Consider the following 17,787-nt stretch of genomic DNA (forward strand, 5'->3'; position numbering starts at 1 on the left):
TTGCTGGCGATTTTTGCTGTTTGTCGGAAAAGCCATTTGCGAGCGAAAGAAAGAGCCCGCCAATGAAAGCGCGAGCGTATTTCCCAAGGTGTTAGTCGCTATTTCACTCCGGGCTTCCTTATTGTGAAGTACCGGGTGGAATTTCATCATGGCAGAAGTATTTCGCTTTTCATAAATGTTTTCGCAGATCAATAATGAGATATTGATCGTTACTGCCGATCAATTTTCAAAAATGAGCCATTGGCGCGACCATCATGTTGGTGGCTCACAAATATTTCTTGAAGCTTCCGGCTGCGATGTCCGTCGCCAGTCCCAGCAGCACCGCGCTGGGCAGCAGGATGAGCAAGGGGCTGACACTCAGGGGTAGCGCCAGGTAGATCACCCATGGCAGCACGGCCAGCGGCATCAGCGATGCTTTGGCGCGATGATAGATGAAGCCGGATTCGCGTCCGGCGCCGAAGCGGCGGATGTCGCGGCGCACCAGGCCGTCGACCAGCCCTACGAAGGCGGCCATCAGGAATAGCGGCAACGTCAGCACCAGCACCATCAGGCGCACGAGGAAGACCAGGGTCGTGAACGCTGCAGCGATCAGGTAGCTTTCTATCCAGACATATGCCTGGCTGATGTAGTACCGGAAATCGCGCGTTCCGCTGTGGCTGGGGGCGCTGGCCTGGTTCGCGGCGTTGCGCATCCACTCCAGGAAGCCTGTCTTGACGAAGATCCACTCGTAGGCCTGTTCGACCAGCCAATGCGCGGTGCGTCCCGGTTCCTGCACCAGAGCGCTGCGGGTGAAATGACCGGAGAGCTGGGCCAGTTCATAGTCGAGCATTCCCTGTGCGTGCCGCCATCCTTGATCCGGCCAGAACAGGTGCATGCCCACGCATTCGATGACGATGCAAAGGAGCAGCGAGCCGCACAGAACGCCGAATAGGCGAAACGGCAGCGTGATGATGCCTGCGATCAGTCCTTGCTGGCGGTTCTGCTGGCGTTGCGCGGTGGCGGCCGGATCACTCATATGACCGCCTCGCCATCGGCCGCGGCCGAGGTGATATGCCGAAAGTCGTCCAGCAGGTCGTCCGGTAGCGGTTCATCCTGCAGGCCCGGAAGTCCCTGGTTTTCCCACCAGTCGCCAGCCTCCACGTAGTGCTGACGCATGTAGCCCGCCAGTTGTTGCAGATCCCTGGGCATCGCCTCGTCGGGATCTGGCGCCGGCAACGGCATGCGCACCTTCCAGAGGTTCCCACCCTCCAGCAATGCAAAGGCCTGCCCTTTCGGTAGTGCCACCACGTGCGCCGGCTCGATCAACGGCACGCTGGTGGTCGTGATCCTGTCCTGGGTGTTGCTGGTGAAATCGGTCTGCCCGCGAATATCCGAACTGTCGGTTGCGCCGCTCATCAGCGACGTAGTGTAGACCTCGACCTTTGGAAGCTGCTTGGTCAGCAACTCTGCCGTCGCTGTTTCGCGCACGCGCAACATGAAGAGATTATTGAAGTTGCCGACCACCTGGCCGGCTTTGGCACGGTTGCCGATCCTCGCTTCGATATCACTGAGGGTCTGGGTGTAGGCCGTGACTTGCAGGCCGGCGCCGCCGCCCTTGTTGACCATGGGGATGAATTCATCGCCCATGAGTTCGTTGAATTCGTCGGCATGGACGTTGATCGGCAATTTCACCCCGGAGGCCGTGCCGGGAAGCCCGTCATCGATCCCGAATTTGTAGATGTGTCCGGCCACGGATACCAGATCGCTGAACATCGAGTTGCCGACCGCTGCCGCGACCTCCGCATCCGACAGCGCATCAAGGCCAACGTAGACGACCGCCCTCTTGCGGATGATCTGCATCCAGTCGAAGATCGGCCGCGGATCGTTCAGGTCGGAATAGTTCGGCGCGAGCAGCTGCGCGGTTTTGCCGGTCGTGAGCTTTTCGAGCAACGGCAACAAAGACGCGACGATCTTGTCGAAATAGGTGCGGTCATAACGCACTGCCGAACGCAGACCATCGAGCACGGGATCGTACACGCGCACCTGGGAGAGATACTGCTCCAACGCTACCACGCGCTTCTCGCGGCCCATCATGTGACGAGGCGTATTCTTGTCGTTGATCCGGCCTTCGAGTTGGACGATGACCTCCCACGCCTTCTGCTCATGGCTGGCGAAGTAGTGTTGGGCATATTCGATGAACAGGGCGTCGATGTTCACCACATGGCGCTGGATCAGTAGGTAGTCCGGCCGCTGCCCCAGTTCCACCAGGGCTCTGGCGATGATGTTGACGAAGCGCCATGCGAATTCACGGAACGCCGCACTGTTGCCTTCGCCCGAAAGCTGCCCTGCGATGCGGGTCGCCACTTCACTGATACGGCCGAAGCGCCCCACGGCGTTGTAGCGTGACGAAATGTCGGGCCATCCCAGATGAAACACATAGAACTCGCCCTCGCGCCCGGCGCGTTTGGCCTCGACGTACATTCGTTTCAAAAGGTCTGCGTCACCCTTGGGGTCGAAAGCGATAACGACCTCATGCTCTCCGGCGGCGTTGCGCCGGCGGATGTCCTGGGTGATGAACAATTCGGCCAGCCGGGTCTTGCCGACGCGCGTGGTGCCCAGCACAAGCGAGTGGCCGACCCGTTCGCCGAGCGGCAGGGTGACGTCGATTTCGTGCGGTTCGATGCCGTGCAGGCGTGGCATGCCTCCCACTGGTGGCAGCGGCCGCGCGGGATTCAACGGGTTGTCCCATGCTATCACCCGGGCGAGCTTCGAAAGTGGAAACGGTGCGAACTCCAGACGCTCTTCAACGCGCCGGGCAAGGCGGTAGATCGGTGTCGGCTCGACGTAGCGCCGGAATTCCGGCCGATAGGTCTGCATCAGCCGGTGCGTGTGGCGCTGGTCCCAGCGAAAGCCGCGGCCGATAAACAGGCGCTGCCGACTGACCGGCACCTGGCGACTGGTCATGACATAGCGAGGCAGGCGGCGGATATTGCGGCGGTATCGCAAGATGGCCATCGCCTCGCGCAGGCGGATGCCGCCAAAGACGAGGAATGCCAGAGCGCTGCCGGATCCCAGCAGCGGGCTTAACGCGAGCGACCATGGTGCCACCATGCACACCAACGCGGCGCCGGCGCAAACCGCAACGGTGTATAGCTCCACCGCTGGCCGCAGCAGCACTTCGACCGCATGAGGCTGGGCCATGACGGCTTGCTCACTGCTCGATGCCGCTGGCGGTGATCAGGACCGGGTAGTGCCGCAGTCCGAGCCGCTGAGCGAGGTCGTCACCCGATACGGGGGACAAGGTGAGCTCGGGCGCCAGCTTGCGCAGTCCCGCCAGTGTCTCTGCCGATCCGACATTGACCACGAGACCGATGGCGCTGATTTCGGTCAGTGCCGCCTTGCGCTCAAGCAGCCATGCGCGTGAGCGCTCGTCATCACCGATGAGGAAGACTGGAGTAAGACCCGGAGCCTGGATCACCCGGCGAGGCTCATCGCCAGGCGACAACCGCTCCGAGCGCACCGGCAGCATATCTGCTTCGCTGAAGGTCTTGCCTCCGGACGGCGGCACGGAGATACGTGGCGGACTCGGTTGATCCTGGCGTGGCGGCAGGTCCAGCGCCTGGTAGTAAGGCAAAGCGGAACTGCCTCCATGGTCCTCGACCACGACGAGAGGCGGCTGGCCCGCCGCCAGGGCTGGCAGAACAACGGCGCACAACAACGCGCAAAGAATCGGCCTCACGGCGCCAAGGGCGAAGGCAGGTTTCATGGTGTATTCCTCCTTGTGGAAGCGTCCGTACGGGAAGGACCGACCACGCGCGCCAGGTGCTGGCTGACGCTGCGCCGGTAGCGCGCAGCTGGTGCGCCGCCGGCTGGACGGTGATAGCGACCGATGGCGACCAACCAGTCCTCGCCGGGCGTGTGTTGTTCACGCAGGATTTCGGCCGCGATGGCGAGGTTGCGGTATGGATCGAGCAGATCGCAGGGGCGGCTGTAGCGGTGCTTCTGGTAGCCCAGGTTGACCTGAGCCAGTCCTGCGTCGATGCGGGTTGGCGGAACTTCACGTAGCGCCTTGCGCAGCCCCTCGCAGGCCTCTGCGTGGCTGCTAAAACGGCGGGCCGCACCCGCTACGTTCAGTGTCCAGGGCCAGGGAACCAGTCGTCCGCCACGCTGCAGGCCGCTTTCCTGCAGGGCCACTGCATATAGAACCGGGGACGGAATATCGGCACGTTGGGCTGCGACCTGGTAGGCAGGTGGCGGTATCTCCTGGGCGTTGGCCTGGGCGGTCCCGGCCATCAAGCCGGCCAGCAGCGCGAGCAGGCGTGCGTAACGGTTCACTGCCGTTGCCATTGATCGCCAACCTGCCGCACGACGGCTGGCAGATCTCCCTGCAGGCCCAGTGACAACCAGCGGCCTGCGTCGTGGTTGAGGGTGATGGAGCCGTTGCGAACACGGGAGGGGTCGATACGCTCCCGCTTGGCCCATTCGCGGATGCGGGCATCATCCTGGCGGCTTCCGACCATGTAGAGATCGAACTCGTTTCCCGAAGCCTGCAATTGCTGGACAAGCTGACCGCACGGCGCGCATTCGTCCTTGACGAATACCGCCATCCGGCGCTCATCACTTGATGCAGCGCTCGCACTGGAAGCGGCGTTGGCACCAGGCAGATTGACGCGCTGCATGCCGGGATGCAGGCGTTGCCAGGCGGCGTCATAGGCGCGCTGATAAGCCAATGTTTTCTCGACGCGGCGTGCTTCGACCTGCACCTGCAATTCAGCGTAACGGCGGCGCTCGTCGTCCGACCGTGCCTCGATGCCAAGTGCTGTCAACGGATCGAGATTGGGAGAAAAGATTCCCAGCGGCCCCCGCATCACTTCCCGGTAGCGCGTCCATTCCTCCGGGCGAAGTCCCCAGTCGCGCGCATTCTGTTCGTCGCTGTTGGTCGCGATCGTTGGCTGTTCCTGGCTGGGAACGACAGGAGAAGCGGCTGTGCGCGCGTTTTGCGCCGTTGCCGCGGAGACGGCACCGACGGCAAGGCTGGTCGCCAGTGCAAGCGAAATGATCCTGTGGTTCATCTGGCCCTCCTACGGCGCAACCACGCGAAGAACCTGGCCGCCGTTCTGGAACACCGCGGTGTGGTCTTCGATGGTTTCCAGCCGCCAGCCGGCCTCCGTTTCGCCGGGCCGCAGAACGCCTGTCAGGGGCGAGGCAGCGGCTCCCGTAGGCAGGATCGACAAAAAGCGTTCGCCGCCGCGCATTTCGAGGCCGATGACCTTGAATGGAGGCACCGCCGCCTTGGGCTTGGAGGCCTGGGTCTTCCGCGTCCGGGTTGGGGTGGGAGCGACCTGGGCGGCTTTCGCCATGCGGGTCTCCAACTGCTCGATGCGGCTTTGCAATGGAGAGAGGCTTTCGGCCGTCAGCCGTTTACCAAGCGCCTGCTCGATCCTGGAAACCCGTTGCTCGATGGCCTGGCGCTCGGTTTCGAACTGCGCGGTCGTTAACGCGTCGGGCCGTTGGCGCTGAGCTTCGATCTGCTGTCCCAATTCCGCCAGCCGTGCTTCCATGGCCGCGACTTGCCCACTTTGCGCGTTGTCCCCGGCATGTGTGGCAAGGTTGGACAGCGCGACGTGATTCACTACGGCTCCCGCGCTGATCAGCAAGACCCAGGTGATGGTGGCCACGCGCAGCAGCGGTACACGCGAGCGGCGGCCGGAGTCGGGGATGATGGTCATGGCCGGACCTCCGTGATGAGCGGGCGTTTTTCAACATGACCGGCCGCCTTCGAGGCTGAGTGCGCGGCCGGTTGGCTCAGAGCAGATGCTGGTTGGGGAAAGCGGGTGAAGCAGATCCGGCGGGCGCCATCGTCGACTTTCAGATCCCACGCGGGGCCTGCCAGCGTCAGCAGGGCATCGCGCAGCAGCATCGGCCCCAACCGATAGTGGGATGCCGGCAGTGGCAGTGAATTGAGCGCGGTGATCTCGCCCACCGAGCAGAGCTGGTAACCAGAACGCAGCAGGACGTGACGCAATGCATCGCCCACGGTCGCATTGCGCGTATCGGGCATGGCAACGTCGACTACCTGCAACAGTAGGTCATGCTGTGCCGATGCCGGAGCCAGTTCGACCAGGGTGTAGCGGCCATAGCGCACGACAGGAATGAATTCCGGCCTCTGTTTTGCCGGCGCGATCGCCGGCTTCGCGATGGGGGCGGCCTTCGGGGGAGGCGTCGTCGTGGCGCAGCCGGCCATCAGTGCGGCTGCGATCAGCAGGCCGCAGCCCGCCAGATGGCGATGGAAGTGGCTGAATGGTTGCATGTGTCGGTTCTCTAAAGCGTTGAACCGTCACAATCGCCGTTCATGGCGGGGGCATCAGCAAACAAAGGGAACTGCTGGCTGCCCCTATTTCTATTTTCGAAGAGCTTCCCCCTTCCTATCGCTTATTCGCTGTCTGTCGGCAGGGGTGCGTTCTCTTTGCGCTAAGACCTTGCGTGAGCTCTTAGGATGGGCCAAGTTCGCTCTTCGATGTTCTGGGCTGCGGAACCTGCGTACCGAGGCATTGTCGGCATCGGCGCCGAGGACGGTTGGTGCGGCTTTCACGTAGTAAAAGGAGCACCTAGCATGGCCAGGCGAATGCCACCAACAAGCGTCCCGCCTAGCCACGCCGCTTTCAGGCACTTACCATCGGCTGTATTATTTACCATCGCTATCTTTCGGTAACGCATAGGCCACGATCGCATCACCAAGCTTGGATTCCATGAACAGGCTGCCGCCTGCCGCGATCACCACGAATTGTCGCTTGCTGCGATCGGACCAATAGGTCATCGGCGTGGCCTGGCCGCCCGCGGGAAGACTGGACTTCCACAGTTCCTTGCCGGTGCTGGCATCAATGGCGCGCAGCACGCTTTCCTGCGTCGCCGCAACGAAAATCAGGTTACCGCGCGTCACCAGCGATCCGCCGGCGATGGGGGTGCCCATCGTGATCGGAAGGTGCGATGGAATGCCGAACGGGCCGCTACCGCTGGCGGTACCCAGTGGCTTGGTCCAGATAACCTTGTGGGTGGTCAGATCAACCGCCGTGATCAGCCCATACGGCGGCGCGTTGCATGGAGCGCCGAGCGGAGAAAGGAAGGCCTTGATATCGGCGGCGAACGGAGTCCCGGCCTGCGCTCCGGCACCGCCAACGTCGCCACCCGCGCCATGGCCAGCGGGCACCAGCCCCAACTTGTCGGCTTCTTCGCGCGGGATCAGCCGGTCGTAGTTGGGAACCTTGCTGGACGTCACGATCATCAGGTTACGCTGGGGATCCACGGAGACGCTGCCCCAGTCGCTTCCCCCCACGAAGCCCGGGTAGGCGACGGTTGGCCTCACGCCGGGAGGCGTCAGCGGGCCGTCATAGCGGGCCTCCTTGAACTTAATCCTGCACCAGAGTTGATCGAGCGGCGTCGTACCCCACATGTCACGTTCGCGCAGATCCGCTCCGCGGAACGAAGGCATCGCGACCGAGAACGGTTGCGTCGGGCTCAGGCGATCGCCAGGCGCCGGGTTGCCGGGTGCCGGGACTTCTTCCACCGCGGACAGCGGCTGGCCGTTGGTGCGATCCAGCAAGAACATCTCCCCGCGCTTGGTCGGCTGGACCAGCGCATGTACCGGAGCGCTGCCATCCTTGCCGGGCAAGTCGATCAGCGTCGGCTGCGAAGCGATGTCATAGTCCCACAGATCGTGATGCGTGGTCTGGAACGACCAGCGAAGTGCACCGGTGTCGGCATCGATTGCCAGCACCGAGCTGGAATACTTGTCGTCGAACGGTCGCCGCTGGGCACCGTAATAGTCCGGCGTGGCGTTGCCCGTGGGTACATAGACCATGCCCAGTTCTTCGTCGGCACTCATCGGCGCCCAGCTGTTCGGGGTCGAATGCGTATAGCTCTCGCCGGGCTTGGGCTCGGCATGGTCGTCGGGGCGGCCCATGTCGAACGCCCAGGCGAACTTGCCGGTGACTGCATCGTAGCCACGGATCACGCCGGACGGTTCGCCCCAGTACTGGTTGTCGGCCACCCAGCCGCCAAAGATGACTTTTCCACGCACGATCGCCGGAGCGGAGCTGACGTAGTAGTAGCTCTTCTCGATCTTGCCCTCGGCATTGGGCAGGTCGATATCGACCTGGCCATTGTTTCCGAAATCGGGGCAGGGCTGTCCACTGACGGCATCCAGCGCGATCAGGCGGGCGTCGATGGTCGCGGTGAGGATCCGGCTGGAACACACGCCGGTGGCCTGCGGCACCTGGTAGTAGGCCACGCCTCGGCATGCGCCATGCGAGGAGACCTTGTGCAGCGCGCCGGATTTGAAGCGCCAGTTCACGTGTCCGGTTTCGGCGTCGATGGACAACACATCGTTGTAGCCGGTGCACACGTAGACCGAATCGCCGACCTTCAACGGCGTCACTTCAAGCGCACCCAAATCGCCATCCACCGACTTGCCGACATGCACGGTCCAGATGGGTTTCAGGCGCGAGACATTGGCCGGGGTCAGTTGCTCCAGGGCGCTGAAACGCGTGCCGCCGCGGTCATTGCCATAGTGCAGCCAGTTGCCGGCGTTCGCTATATCTGTTGCAGGAGTATCGGGACTGGCTGCTGGAGCTTCCGTCTGAGTACCAGCTTGATACAGCGGATCGACCGGTGTTCCACCAATCCGATGGGCCATGGACCCGACCACGATGGCAGCGACCAGGGCCGTTACGAACACGCCCGCCGATCGCGAGCGCGATGCTGCCGGGCTTAGTGTCGCCACCAGCCCCGGAATCAGAAAGCCGGCGCCCAGCAGGAAGGTCAGCCACAAACGCGGCAACAGGCCCCAGAAATCGAATCCCGCTTCCCAGACCGCCCAGGCCAGAGTCAGTACCAGGATTGACGCATACAGGCGGCGTGCATAGGCATTTCCACGCCATACCAAAATGCAGCACACTAGGCTGGCGATACCCGCCAAGAGGTAGTAAGGAGAGCCGCCCAGCAGCACCAGACGTATGCCGCCGATCACCAGGGGAAGGCCAAACAGACCCAGCAGAACGGCATAGATCGTGCGGCCAGATTTTTTTGTAGTAGAAGCCTGATGAGACACGGAAACTTCCTTATGTTAGTTAGGGAACTCGGATATTCGGATCAGGATGCGTTCAAGCCAGGGGCCAGCGGTACATCGCCATCAGTTGGCCAGATCGCCACCAGCGACCGGATTCGCGCTGTTCAACACGAACGCGCCGAGATCGGAAGCAGCGAACAAGACCACACGGGCGATATCGTCGGAAACGCCACGTAGGCCTTGGCCGGGAGGTGGCAGGCGCTGGGGTAGAGCAATGACGAACATAATGGCGGCCTCTATTGCCTTGGTTGAACTGGCCCAATGATGTGTCGGCGGATCCTTGACACCGTAATCGAGCGTCCAGGATCCGCAGTTTTAGCCCTTTGCAGCGACGAAGCTGGCGATCAGATTGCCGTAGAATGGCAGGTGTTCACCCATGATCTGACCAAGCTGCTGGCCCGTCGGCTTGCGCCAATCGGCCTGGAGTTCGGCACCGACGGCGACCCAGGTGATTGGCTTGATGCCGGCCTGTACCATGCGTGCCACGGCGACCTCCTGGACGAGCTTATTCCAGGTGCCGGAGGCGTCGATCACCGCATAAACGTCATAGCCAGCATTGATCGCCGACAGCGCGACAAAGGCGACGCAGACTTCGGTGGAGACGCCCGCCACGATCAGCTTCTTGCGGCCGGTTTTCTCGACCGCGGCGACGAATTCGGCGTTATCCCAGGCATTGATCTCGCCGGGTCGATGGATGACCGGCGCGTTTGGAAGGGTCTGGGTGATTACCGGCAAGACAGGGCCGTTAGGCCCGTCGCTGGCGCTGGTCGTGATGACGGCGGGAAGATTGAACGCCTTGGCGAACTTCACCAGGCCGGTCACGGCAGCCAGATATTCGGGGACGCTCTGATCCTGTACGCCGTTCGACAGGCCGGTCTGATGATCGACGAAAAGGACGGCGGCATTGTCGGGTGTAAGACGGTCGTAGCTCATAACAATTTCTCCTTGGGTGATCCGGCCACTGGCCGGGTTTAGTTCGCCGGACGTTTTGCCGGCAGTGGTGGTGTCACGTTTTCGGGTCGGCAGGCCATCAGATCCACGCAGCGATGCAGGTCACGGCCAGAACAGCGCCGGGAATGAGGGCGTGGCTGTACTCTTTGTGGTAGAGAACGACGGCGGCGGCACTCACCATCGTGACTGCGGCAAGAACGAGTCCGCCGGTTCGCCAGCCCGGCACCACAAGCATGACCGCCACCGCCAGTTCCAGTGCGCCCACAAGAAAATGGAACCACCCTGGAAAACCCCAACGCTGAAACTCGGCCCGGATCGGGGCTGGCGCAACGATGTTGACGCCACCACCGATGAGGAAGAAAGCGCCTAGAAGCCAGGTCAGGATGGTTGCCGTCATATAGTAGATCTCCGCGTGGAATGGTGCCACCGGCAGGCTCAGGCGCTCGCGGCGTCGTTCAGGGTGGGATAGTCGATGTAGCCCTTGGCGCCCGGCGAATAGAAGGTGTCCTTGTCCGGCGCATTGAGCGCGGAACCCAGACGGAAGCGCTCGGGCAGATCGGGGTTGGCGAGGAAGGCAGCACCGAACACTGCGGCATCGGCCGCGCCCTCGCTGATGAGGGTTTCAGCCTTGGCTTGGTCGAGACCGCTGCCGATCAGGTAGGCACCCTTGAAGCGCGGGTGCAGCAGCGCGTGGTAATCGACGCTGGGTGCGCCGAACAGGGAGACCTGCAAATAGGCCAGGTCGAGGCCGCGCACCTGATCGACGAGGTAGGTGTAGGTTTCCTGCGGCGTGGCGTCGGTGATGCTGTTGAAGTTCATCTCGGGCGAGATCTTCAGTCCGACGCGATCGCCGCCCGCTTCCGCCACCATCGCCGCCAGTACCTCCAACACGAAGCGGGCACGGTTGGCGATGGAGCCGCCGTACTCGTCCGTGCGCTGATTGCTGCCCGAGGACAGGAACTGCTCGGGCAGATAGCCCGACGCGCCGTGCAACTCGACGCCATCAAAGCCGGCTTCCAGCGCCCGGCGTGTGGCGGTGCGATAGTCGGCGACAACGTCGGCGATCTCGGCCACGCTCAATGCGTGCGGCACGACGTAATCCTGCGGCCCGCTGGCAGTCCAGGACTGACCGGCCGGCTTGATCGCTGACGGAGCCACGGGGAGCGCGCCGCCCGGCTGCATCGACGGGTGCGAGACGCGCCCGGCGTGCATCAACTGCATGAAGATGCGGCCGCCTTTGGCATGCACGGCATCGGTGACGTGCTTCCAGGCCGCGACCTGCGCATCGTTGATGATGCCCGGTGTACGCACGTAACCTTTGCCCGTCGCCGAGGGATAGGCGCCCTCGCTGATGATGAGGCCGGCGCCGGCACGCTGCGCATAGTAGGTGGCGACCAGTTCGGTCGGCACGCCGGTCGCATCGTCGGCGCGCGAGCGGGTCATGGGGGCCATAACCAGGCGGTTGGGAAGCGTGAGACGACCGATGCGGACGGCGGTGAAAAGCTGGCTCATGATAATGTCCTCATATTCGCGATGGATGGTTGTAGGAATAAAGTGATAAGCGTGCCTTCGAAGCAGGCGCCCCGGCGTTATCGGGTTTGCACGGATTCCGCACCGAGCTCACGGGAGTCGCTCTGTTCATTGGCGCACGATGTCGAGCGGCATCAAACGACCCATTTCGCCGTTCGTGTAACGCTTGAAGGCCTCGGCTAACTGTGCCTGGTCGTTCATGATGAAAGGCCCGTGCACGGCCACGGGCTCCCCCGGATCGGTCCCGGAGAGCACCAGAAACTGTGCCGGTTCAAGGGCAGTCACCTGCAACTGTCCAGCTTTCACCATATGTGCTGCGACCGCCTGGAATGGGGCCAGCCGTCGGATTTCGTCGTCGGCTGCAATCTCGACGGATCCTGACAACAGGTAGACCAGCACGTTGCGACGCGGCGGGACGGCGTATATCCACGTGCCAGTGGCCTTGACGTCGAACAGGTCGAACGCCTCTGCCGGATCCAGCGAACTCCGGGCGCCGGAAAAGCGACCGGAAAGCACGCGCGTGCGGTTCTTCCCGGTATCCATCACAACGGGAACATCTGCGGCGGCCGCATGCATCATCCGGGGGGCCAACGCCTTGGCTAATCTCGCCTGGTTCACGAATATCTGGACTCCGTGTACTTCGCGACCGATCTGCGCGGGAAACTCGTCATGGACGACCCCGGTGCCCGCCTGCGTCCAGACGATGGCGCCCGGCTCGATGACCAGATCGTTCTGCAGGGAATCGCGGTTGCGCAATCCCCCAATCGAGTTCTCGAAAATATAGGAAATCGCCGAGAAGCCCGCGTGCGGATGCGGGGCAAAAGTCGGCCCCCTCATCCGGTAATGGTCGAAGCCCATCACCGGCAATGCGAATGCTCCCAAGCCCTGCAGATCCAGGCGGCGCGCGGCGAAGTGAGCACCGTGCGCCGCCTGGGCGGCATTCACTACCTTGGAAAAACGCACAGTCATCTCCGTTCTCCGGCTTGGCCATCACACTAAATGAATATATCCCCGCAACAGTTACGCGATAAGATGGAAATTCACGAAAGACTGGTGCATATACGCACCAATGGAGCCTATGGATAACCTCAACGATCTGGCCTATTTTGTAGCCGTGGTTGACCACGGTGGCTTCTCGGCTGCGGCCCGTGCCACCGGCCTGGAGAAGACTCGCCTCAGTCGACGCATCGCGGCGCTGGAGTCTCGGTTGGGCGTTCGCTTGCTACAGCGCAGCACCCGCCGCATCGCGTTAACCGAAGCGGGAGAGCGTTTCTTCGTCCAGGCGCGGACATTGGTCGAAGGCGCGCAGAGTGTCTACGACAGCGTGGCCGATCTTCGGCGCGAGCCGTCAGGCACGATCCGGCTGACCTGCCCACAAGTAATGGCACAGAACTACCTCGCCCCGATACTGCCGGGATATTTGGTGACCCATCCGAAGGTCAAGCTTGAACTGGACGCCAGTGACCGGCACATCGACCTGTTGAAGGAGCGCTTCGACCTGGCGCTTCGCGCGCACGTGAAGGTCGAGGACACCTCCGGGCTGGTTGCGCGCGAACTCGGGCAGGCTCGCCGCGTACTGGTTGCAAGTCCGGCCTTGCTCGATGCCATTGGTCGTCCAGAAGCCCCGGAAGACCTGTCGGTGCGGGACACTATCAGTCGTCTCAGCGACGTCCACGATGGACAAGCCCGCTGGGCCTTGAACGATCCTCAAGGCCGAGCAGCCATCGTCCCCCATGTGGCACGTCTGTCATCGGACGATCTGAGGATGCAACTCGAGGCCGCCATCCATGGGGTGGGCATCGCACTGCTTCCGGAACCGATCGTCTCCGGCTCCGTTCGAAGGGGCCTTCTCGAAGTGGTTCTGCCGCAGTGGGCCGCCACTGCACATGTGATTCATCTGCTCTACCCACCGCCGCGCGGCATGCTGCCATCCGTGCGCAGCCTCATCGATTATCTGACCCTGCATCTGCCCGCGAGCATACAGCAACGAAGCGTTGATGCATTCGACGCCTCGCGCTGATCCCCATGAGGTAGTTCAACACCCGTCTATGCCATCACCGAGATATGGCTGTTTTCAGCAAAAATACAGCGCTTCACATTGTGTACGAATCTGGACGCACTGACGCAGAAGGCTGACGAAGTCGAAACGTCGAGTTCACCTGACGAAACACTCGTGCTCCGGTTTCGAGAATGGGTGGCGATCGCCCAATGCTACAGGGACGTTGCCGCAATGATGGCGGCCGCCCACACCAACGCGAACTCCTCGCTTGATACGCCGCGGCGCACTCGGCAGGCGCGCGACTGCTGCGTGCCCAAGACGAAGGAACGGCGCGCGCCGACATGACCGGGGTCGACCTGTTCGCGACGCTCGGCTGGGAGGTTCACTAACCGCCGTTCGCGTCGAGGGCGGATCATCTCGTTCACCTCAATTACGAGCGTCATTCCGACAAGTCGGCTGGCAACGATACCAGGAAGGCGCATAACAGGGCGCAACATATTTTTGTCTGCATCGCATGAATTGCGTCCGCAGCCGGCCCCATGTCAGCGAGCTGTTGGTCCAGCCGCTGTTCGATCACTGGCTTTTACGGCACAAGCGAGAAGCCCATCCCGTCATCGAGCATGTCGTAGCGCCCACTGGCGAGCATGACGCTGCGCCGTTAGATTCCGACCACACGCTTCCCGTCGGCTACGGGCTCTCCGTTCAGCAGCTAGGTCGCGGCCAAAATCAGGCGAGCTTTGACGATATTGGGCGCAGCTTGGATGTTGGAGTTCATGGAAATCATCCATGGATGAGAAAGAACACAGTTATGCCCACCAAGAACATTGGAATGACTGCAAGGTGGAAGAAACGAGAAGGCCAGCGACCCGATGGGCGCCAGCATAGGAATTTGAATCAGACTGCGAAAAGTTGGCCTGACATCGCCACTTCCGCCGAATCGCCGTCCGTGTAGAGTGCGTCCAGGCCGGACTCCGGCACATCTCCGGATGTGCTCTGCGAGGCGAGGATCCTCTTCGCCATCAGCGACAGGCACGCCATCTGCGACGTGGATAAGCAGCCGAGATATATTGAAACCGATGCGCGATACGCTTTTACAGCAGGCGCATGAAGTCCTGTACCAGCCCGAAGGTTAGGTACGCCATCAGCAGCGCGATTCCAGCGTCGAGCATGCGCCAGGCTTGTGGCGACTGGAAAAGACCGGTCAGCTTCTTGCTGCCTGCCGCCAACAGTACGAACCAGATGAATGATGCGACCATCGTGCCTGCCGAGAACGCCGATTGCTGATCGACAGGTTTAGCCGCACCCATCGAGCCGATAAGCACCACTGTGTCCAGCCATGCATAGGGGTTTGCAAAGCTGAGGATGAACGCTGTGCGCAGCAGGTGACGCTGCGTGCCGGTGTCGGTATCCGCGAGGCGTGGCATGGACTGATTGCGGATACAGGCGACCAATCGCTGCCCGCCGAACCAGACCAGGTAGAGCGCACCGGACAACAGTAGCACCGCTACGATACGGGGATGGCTCTCGAGTAGTGTGCCGACACCCGACACGCCGATAGCAATGAGAATGGCGTCGGCAATCACACAGATGGCAACGACGCCCCAAATAGCGCCCCCGCTGACACCCTGGCGGATGACCAGGGTGTCCTTGGGGCCGGGAGCGGAAAACAGTGCAACGCCCAGCAGCAGTCCTTCGAGAAACAGCGAATGTACGAATGAACTCATCTAGCCCTCGCGTCAGGCGGTTTTCGCTGCAACAGCAATTGGAAGATTGCCGAAGCCAGTGTGATGAGCATTCATCGCTGCGGAGAGGTCGACCGGCTTCCTGCGGCGAAAGCCGATAAGCGCATCTGCGCTGCTGGGATTGGCGAAATACACGAGCGAGCTTCGCTGAACGGGTTGGCTCGGCGTCAGGACGGCATGGTAGGTTGCTGGAATAGCGCAGTCGGATAGCTGCGTCAGCAATGAACCCGAGAGGACTGCCAGTTCGTTTTCCAGCAGGCGAACCGGCTCCAGGGCGCTGCCTCGCAAGATGACCAGGCCATCGCGGTTGGGCCGGATGAATGTGAGCAAATGACCGTCCTCGTGCGGGTCTTGTGCAAATTTCCGTTCACGCGGAGGCGGGTTCTGGCCGTACACGCATAGTTGCAGGTACGAGCTGTCGCGGATGGAAGCCAGCGGCGGTGCGCCGAACTCGTGGCATATCCCCTTGATGACGCCCTGAGCCAGCTCGCTGATTTCAGTTTCATAGGCTGCGGCTGCTCGCAGATATGGACTTTGGCTGAAGGGATGATCCTCGCGCCTGCCGCTGTGAGCGTGCCAGTAGCAAAAGCGTTCACACAGATCGGGATTGTCCCTGACATGGGCATATTCGGAACCGAACGGCAGGAAGCCATCGGTATCCGCAGCGAAGCTGTAAGTCTCCTTTGTCTCTTGTGCTATGCCAGTAAATCCATCCAGCAGCAGCGAATAGTTATCTCGCATTGCCGCCGTCATCGGGATGATCCCGAAGCCGGTTCGTGCAATAGCTTCAGCGCAATTTTTGATATGAGGCATAAGGGTTACCTGTCCGTCTGGTTCATGGGTACGGCCACTCGGTTACTGCCATCAGGCTTCATGCGTACAACATGCTCGCTTGGCGATATCGCTGTTTATTGGCAATCATCTGGCCGAAGACAGATTGCCTTATTAATTGAATACTGGCCGATGATTGGTTTACTGTGGCACTCAGACTGTCCTTTTTAGTGGACAATACGCGGTGGTCGGGAGCGCGGCCACGGGGAACGAGATGAAATCAAAGAGAGAAACGCTGCGCGCGCTGATCGCGCGACGTGGCCGGGAGCTTGGCAAATCCATGACCGCGATTGCCAAGGAAGCTGGGCTGTCCCGGACTTACCTGTACGGACTGGCTGGTGGCGCATCGCAGGACCCCTCCGTGCGAACCCTGGTCAAGCTGGCCAGGGCCATCCAGGTCTCGCCGCTGCTGCTCTTCCGCTACTACGCCGATCTTGGCGGTGCGCCATCGGCCGGCGCGCCATTGGCACCGACCAACCGTGCGGTGGGCTTGAGAGATCGGGGCGACATTGCGGTGTTCAACGCCGATGTGACGACGCCCGACCATGCCATCGTCCTGCCTGGCGAAGCCTTCCATAAGATATGGGAGATCCAGAACGTGGGCCGCAAACCCTGGCATGGGCGCAGGCTGGTACGTGTGGATGGCGAGTACGTGATCGCTCGCCGCGAACCAGGCAAGACCGACCTTCAGGTAGTCTTGAATGCCCACCTCACCAGCCTGTACCAAGAGGTTGCCATTCCGGACACGCTGCCAGGACAACCCGTGCGTATCAGCATTGAATTTGCAGCGCCGAAAGAGAGCTGCACGGTGGCATCGATCTGGCGGATTGAGGACAGCGAAGGCAATCCCTGTTATGGGCCGTCCTTCATCTTGCATGTGGTGGTGACGGTCATGGCGCGATGACGTCTACCACTGGTTCATGCCCGTATGACTTCAAGAGGATTTCTGTTTTGGGTTGTGTTCGAGGACGCGTGATGCTGTGGCTCTCCGTCACATCAGAAAAAAGGCCCCAAGGTGGGGCCTGAAGAAGTGAATGCGTACTTGCCGGATCAATCCTCACGGACAGAACCCAGCTTTCGTGCGGCCGAAAGGATGGCGTTCTGTTCTGTCGCATCGAAGCAGACGAATGGCTCTTCGTATCTGGCTTCTTCGGCCAGATCTTTGGCCTTGTCGTAGTGAACACCCAGGTCAAATTCCTCCCGGGTGATCCTGACGGTGAAGAGCGGCATGTCAGACATGCCCGAGGCGTTGACGCAGGCGACCGCGATTCGCATCTCGAATTCATCGTGATCCGAAGGAGCGGCTGATATGGCCACAGTGGCTTGGGTTTCAAGATCATCGCCGTCAACTATATCCATGCGTTCGCGCATTTCGGAGACGAAGGCTTCGGGGGGCATCAGGCCATAACGCGACAGGCGGACGGGGATGTCTTCCGCGTCGAGGTTTCCGTCCTCGATGCGCTGTCGCATGAAGGCGGCAATCCCGGCTTCCAGTGTGTCATCGGCGGCTGCCGTTGGCGAAAGGGAAGCGGCGATTGACCAGGCGTCCACTTCCGCGGCGGTCTCCCCGGTCAACATGCCTTCGCCGATGGCGCGTTCGCACATGCCGCGCATGCGTTCCAGCATTTCCG

General features: G+C 61.7%; 17 protein-coding genes and 3 pseudogenes. 2 read left to right on the plus strand and 18 right to left on the minus strand.

Annotated elements, in window-relative coordinates; all coding sequences use genetic code 11:
- Window positions 1-265: 265 nt before the first annotated feature.
- The 13 genes and pseudogenes from FY156_10500 to FY156_10560 form a co-directional block, all read right to left on the minus strand.
- The gene (locus tag FY156_10500; GenBank protein UXS01865.1) at window positions 266-1,015 is read right to left on the minus strand and encodes a TIGR03747 family integrating conjugative element membrane protein; all 750 of its coding nucleotides are present in this window, start codon (window positions 1,013-1,015) and stop codon (window positions 266-268) included.
- Window positions 1,012-3,180, minus strand: coding sequence for a type IV conjugative transfer system coupling protein TraD (traD, locus tag FY156_10505; GenBank protein UXS01866.1), 2,169 nt, complete (start codon window positions 3,178-3,180; stop codon window positions 1,012-1,014). The genes FY156_10500 and traD overlap by 4 nt, the downstream gene beginning before the upstream one ends.
- A 10-nt stretch (window positions 3,181-3,190) precedes the next feature.
- A complete protein-coding gene (locus FY156_10510; protein ID UXS01867.1) occupies window positions 3,191-3,745 on the minus strand; it encodes an integrating conjugative element protein in 555 nt (184 codons plus the stop codon).
- Window positions 3,742-4,326, minus strand: a complete 585-nt coding sequence (locus tag FY156_10515) for a lytic transglycosylase domain-containing protein (protein ID UXS01868.1) — start codon at window positions 4,324-4,326, stop codon at window positions 3,742-3,744. The genes FY156_10510 and FY156_10515 overlap by 4 nt, the downstream gene beginning before the upstream one ends.
- Entirely contained in the window at window positions 4,311-5,051 is a 741-nt protein-coding gene (locus FY156_10520) for a TIGR03759 family integrating conjugative element protein (protein ID UXS01869.1), read from the minus strand. The genes FY156_10515 and FY156_10520 overlap by 16 nt, the downstream gene beginning before the upstream one ends.
- A gap of 9 nt (window positions 5,052-5,060) precedes the next feature.
- On the minus strand, window positions 5,061-5,708 hold the full coding sequence (locus FY156_10525) for a hypothetical protein (protein UXS01870.1): 648 nt from the start codon (window positions 5,706-5,708) through the stop codon (window positions 5,061-5,063).
- On the minus strand, window positions 5,705-6,289 hold the full coding sequence (locus FY156_10530; protein UXS01871.1) for a hypothetical protein: 585 nt from the start codon (window positions 6,287-6,289) through the stop codon (window positions 5,705-5,707). The genes FY156_10525 and FY156_10530 overlap by 4 nt, the downstream gene beginning before the upstream one ends.
- 375 nt (window positions 6,290-6,664) lie before the next feature.
- The gene (locus tag FY156_10535) at window positions 6,665-9,043 is read right to left on the minus strand and encodes a membrane-bound PQQ-dependent dehydrogenase, glucose/quinate/shikimate family (protein UXS03111.1); all 2,379 of its coding nucleotides are present in this window, start codon (window positions 9,041-9,043) and stop codon (window positions 6,665-6,667) included.
- Window positions 9,044-9,166: 123 nt separating this feature from the next.
- Window positions 9,167-9,274: pseudogene (locus FY156_10540) on the minus strand (SDR family NAD(P)-dependent oxidoreductase).
- A 144-nt stretch (window positions 9,275-9,418) separates the two neighbouring features.
- Complete coding sequence (locus FY156_10545) at window positions 9,419-10,036, minus strand: isochorismatase family protein (protein ID UXS01872.1); 618 nt, start codon at window positions 10,034-10,036, stop codon at window positions 9,419-9,421.
- Between the two features lie 97 nt (window positions 10,037-10,133).
- The gene (locus FY156_10550) at window positions 10,134-10,451 is read right to left on the minus strand and encodes a DoxX family protein (GenBank protein ID UXS01873.1); all 318 of its coding nucleotides are present in this window, start codon (window positions 10,449-10,451) and stop codon (window positions 10,134-10,136) included.
- Between the two features lie 38 nt (window positions 10,452-10,489).
- Window positions 10,490-11,566, minus strand: a complete 1,077-nt coding sequence (locus FY156_10555; GenBank protein UXS01874.1) for an alkene reductase — start codon at window positions 11,564-11,566, stop codon at window positions 10,490-10,492.
- A gap of 126 nt (window positions 11,567-11,692) precedes the next feature.
- Window positions 11,693-12,553, minus strand: coding sequence for a pirin family protein (locus FY156_10560; GenBank protein UXS01875.1), 861 nt, complete (start codon window positions 12,551-12,553; stop codon window positions 11,693-11,695).
- 109 nt (window positions 12,554-12,662) lie between these two features.
- On the opposite strand from FY156_10560, the gene FY156_10565 reads away from it, so the two are divergent.
- Entirely contained in the window at window positions 12,663-13,604 is a 942-nt protein-coding gene (locus FY156_10565) for a LysR family transcriptional regulator (GenBank protein UXS01876.1), read from the plus strand.
- Window positions 13,605-13,795: 191 nt separating this feature from the next.
- Here FY156_10565 and FY156_10570 read toward each other — a convergent pair whose 3' ends face one another.
- The 4 genes and pseudogenes from FY156_10570 to FY156_10585 all read right to left on the minus strand — a co-directional run bounded on the left by FY156_10570 (window position 13,796) and on the right by FY156_10585 (window position 16,066).
- Window positions 13,796-14,080, minus strand: coding sequence for a hypothetical protein (locus FY156_10570; protein ID UXS01877.1), 285 nt, complete (start codon window positions 14,078-14,080; stop codon window positions 13,796-13,798).
- An 89-nt stretch (window positions 14,081-14,169) separates the two neighbouring features.
- Window positions 14,170-14,277: pseudogene (locus FY156_10575) on the minus strand (DUF3363 domain-containing protein).
- Between the two features lie 397 nt (window positions 14,278-14,674).
- Complete coding sequence (locus FY156_10580) at window positions 14,675-15,307, minus strand: LysE family transporter (GenBank protein ID UXS01878.1); 633 nt, start codon at window positions 15,305-15,307, stop codon at window positions 14,675-14,677.
- A 12-nt stretch (window positions 15,308-15,319) separates the two neighbouring features.
- Window positions 15,320-16,066 carry a 2OG-Fe(II) oxygenase gene (locus tag FY156_10585; protein UXS03112.1) on the minus strand — a complete coding sequence of 249 codons (747 nt, stop codon included), beginning with the start codon at window positions 16,064-16,066 and terminating at the stop codon, window positions 15,320-15,322.
- A 304-nt stretch (window positions 16,067-16,370) separates the two neighbouring features.
- Between FY156_10585 and FY156_10590 the strand changes: the two genes are divergently transcribed.
- Complete coding sequence (locus FY156_10590) at window positions 16,371-17,060, plus strand: helix-turn-helix domain-containing protein (GenBank protein UXS01879.1); 690 nt, start codon at window positions 16,371-16,373, stop codon at window positions 17,058-17,060.
- A gap of 440 nt (window positions 17,061-17,500) precedes the next feature.
- Here FY156_10590 and FY156_10595 read toward each other — a convergent pair.
- Window positions 17,501-17,692, minus strand: a pseudogene (locus tag FY156_10595) (hypothetical protein).
- Window positions 17,693-17,787 lie beyond the last annotated feature (95 nt).

The sequence above is a fragment of the Agrobacterium tumefaciens genome, from assembly GCA_025559845.1.
Taxonomy (GTDB): Bacteria; Pseudomonadota; Alphaproteobacteria; order Rhizobiales; family Rhizobiaceae; genus Agrobacterium.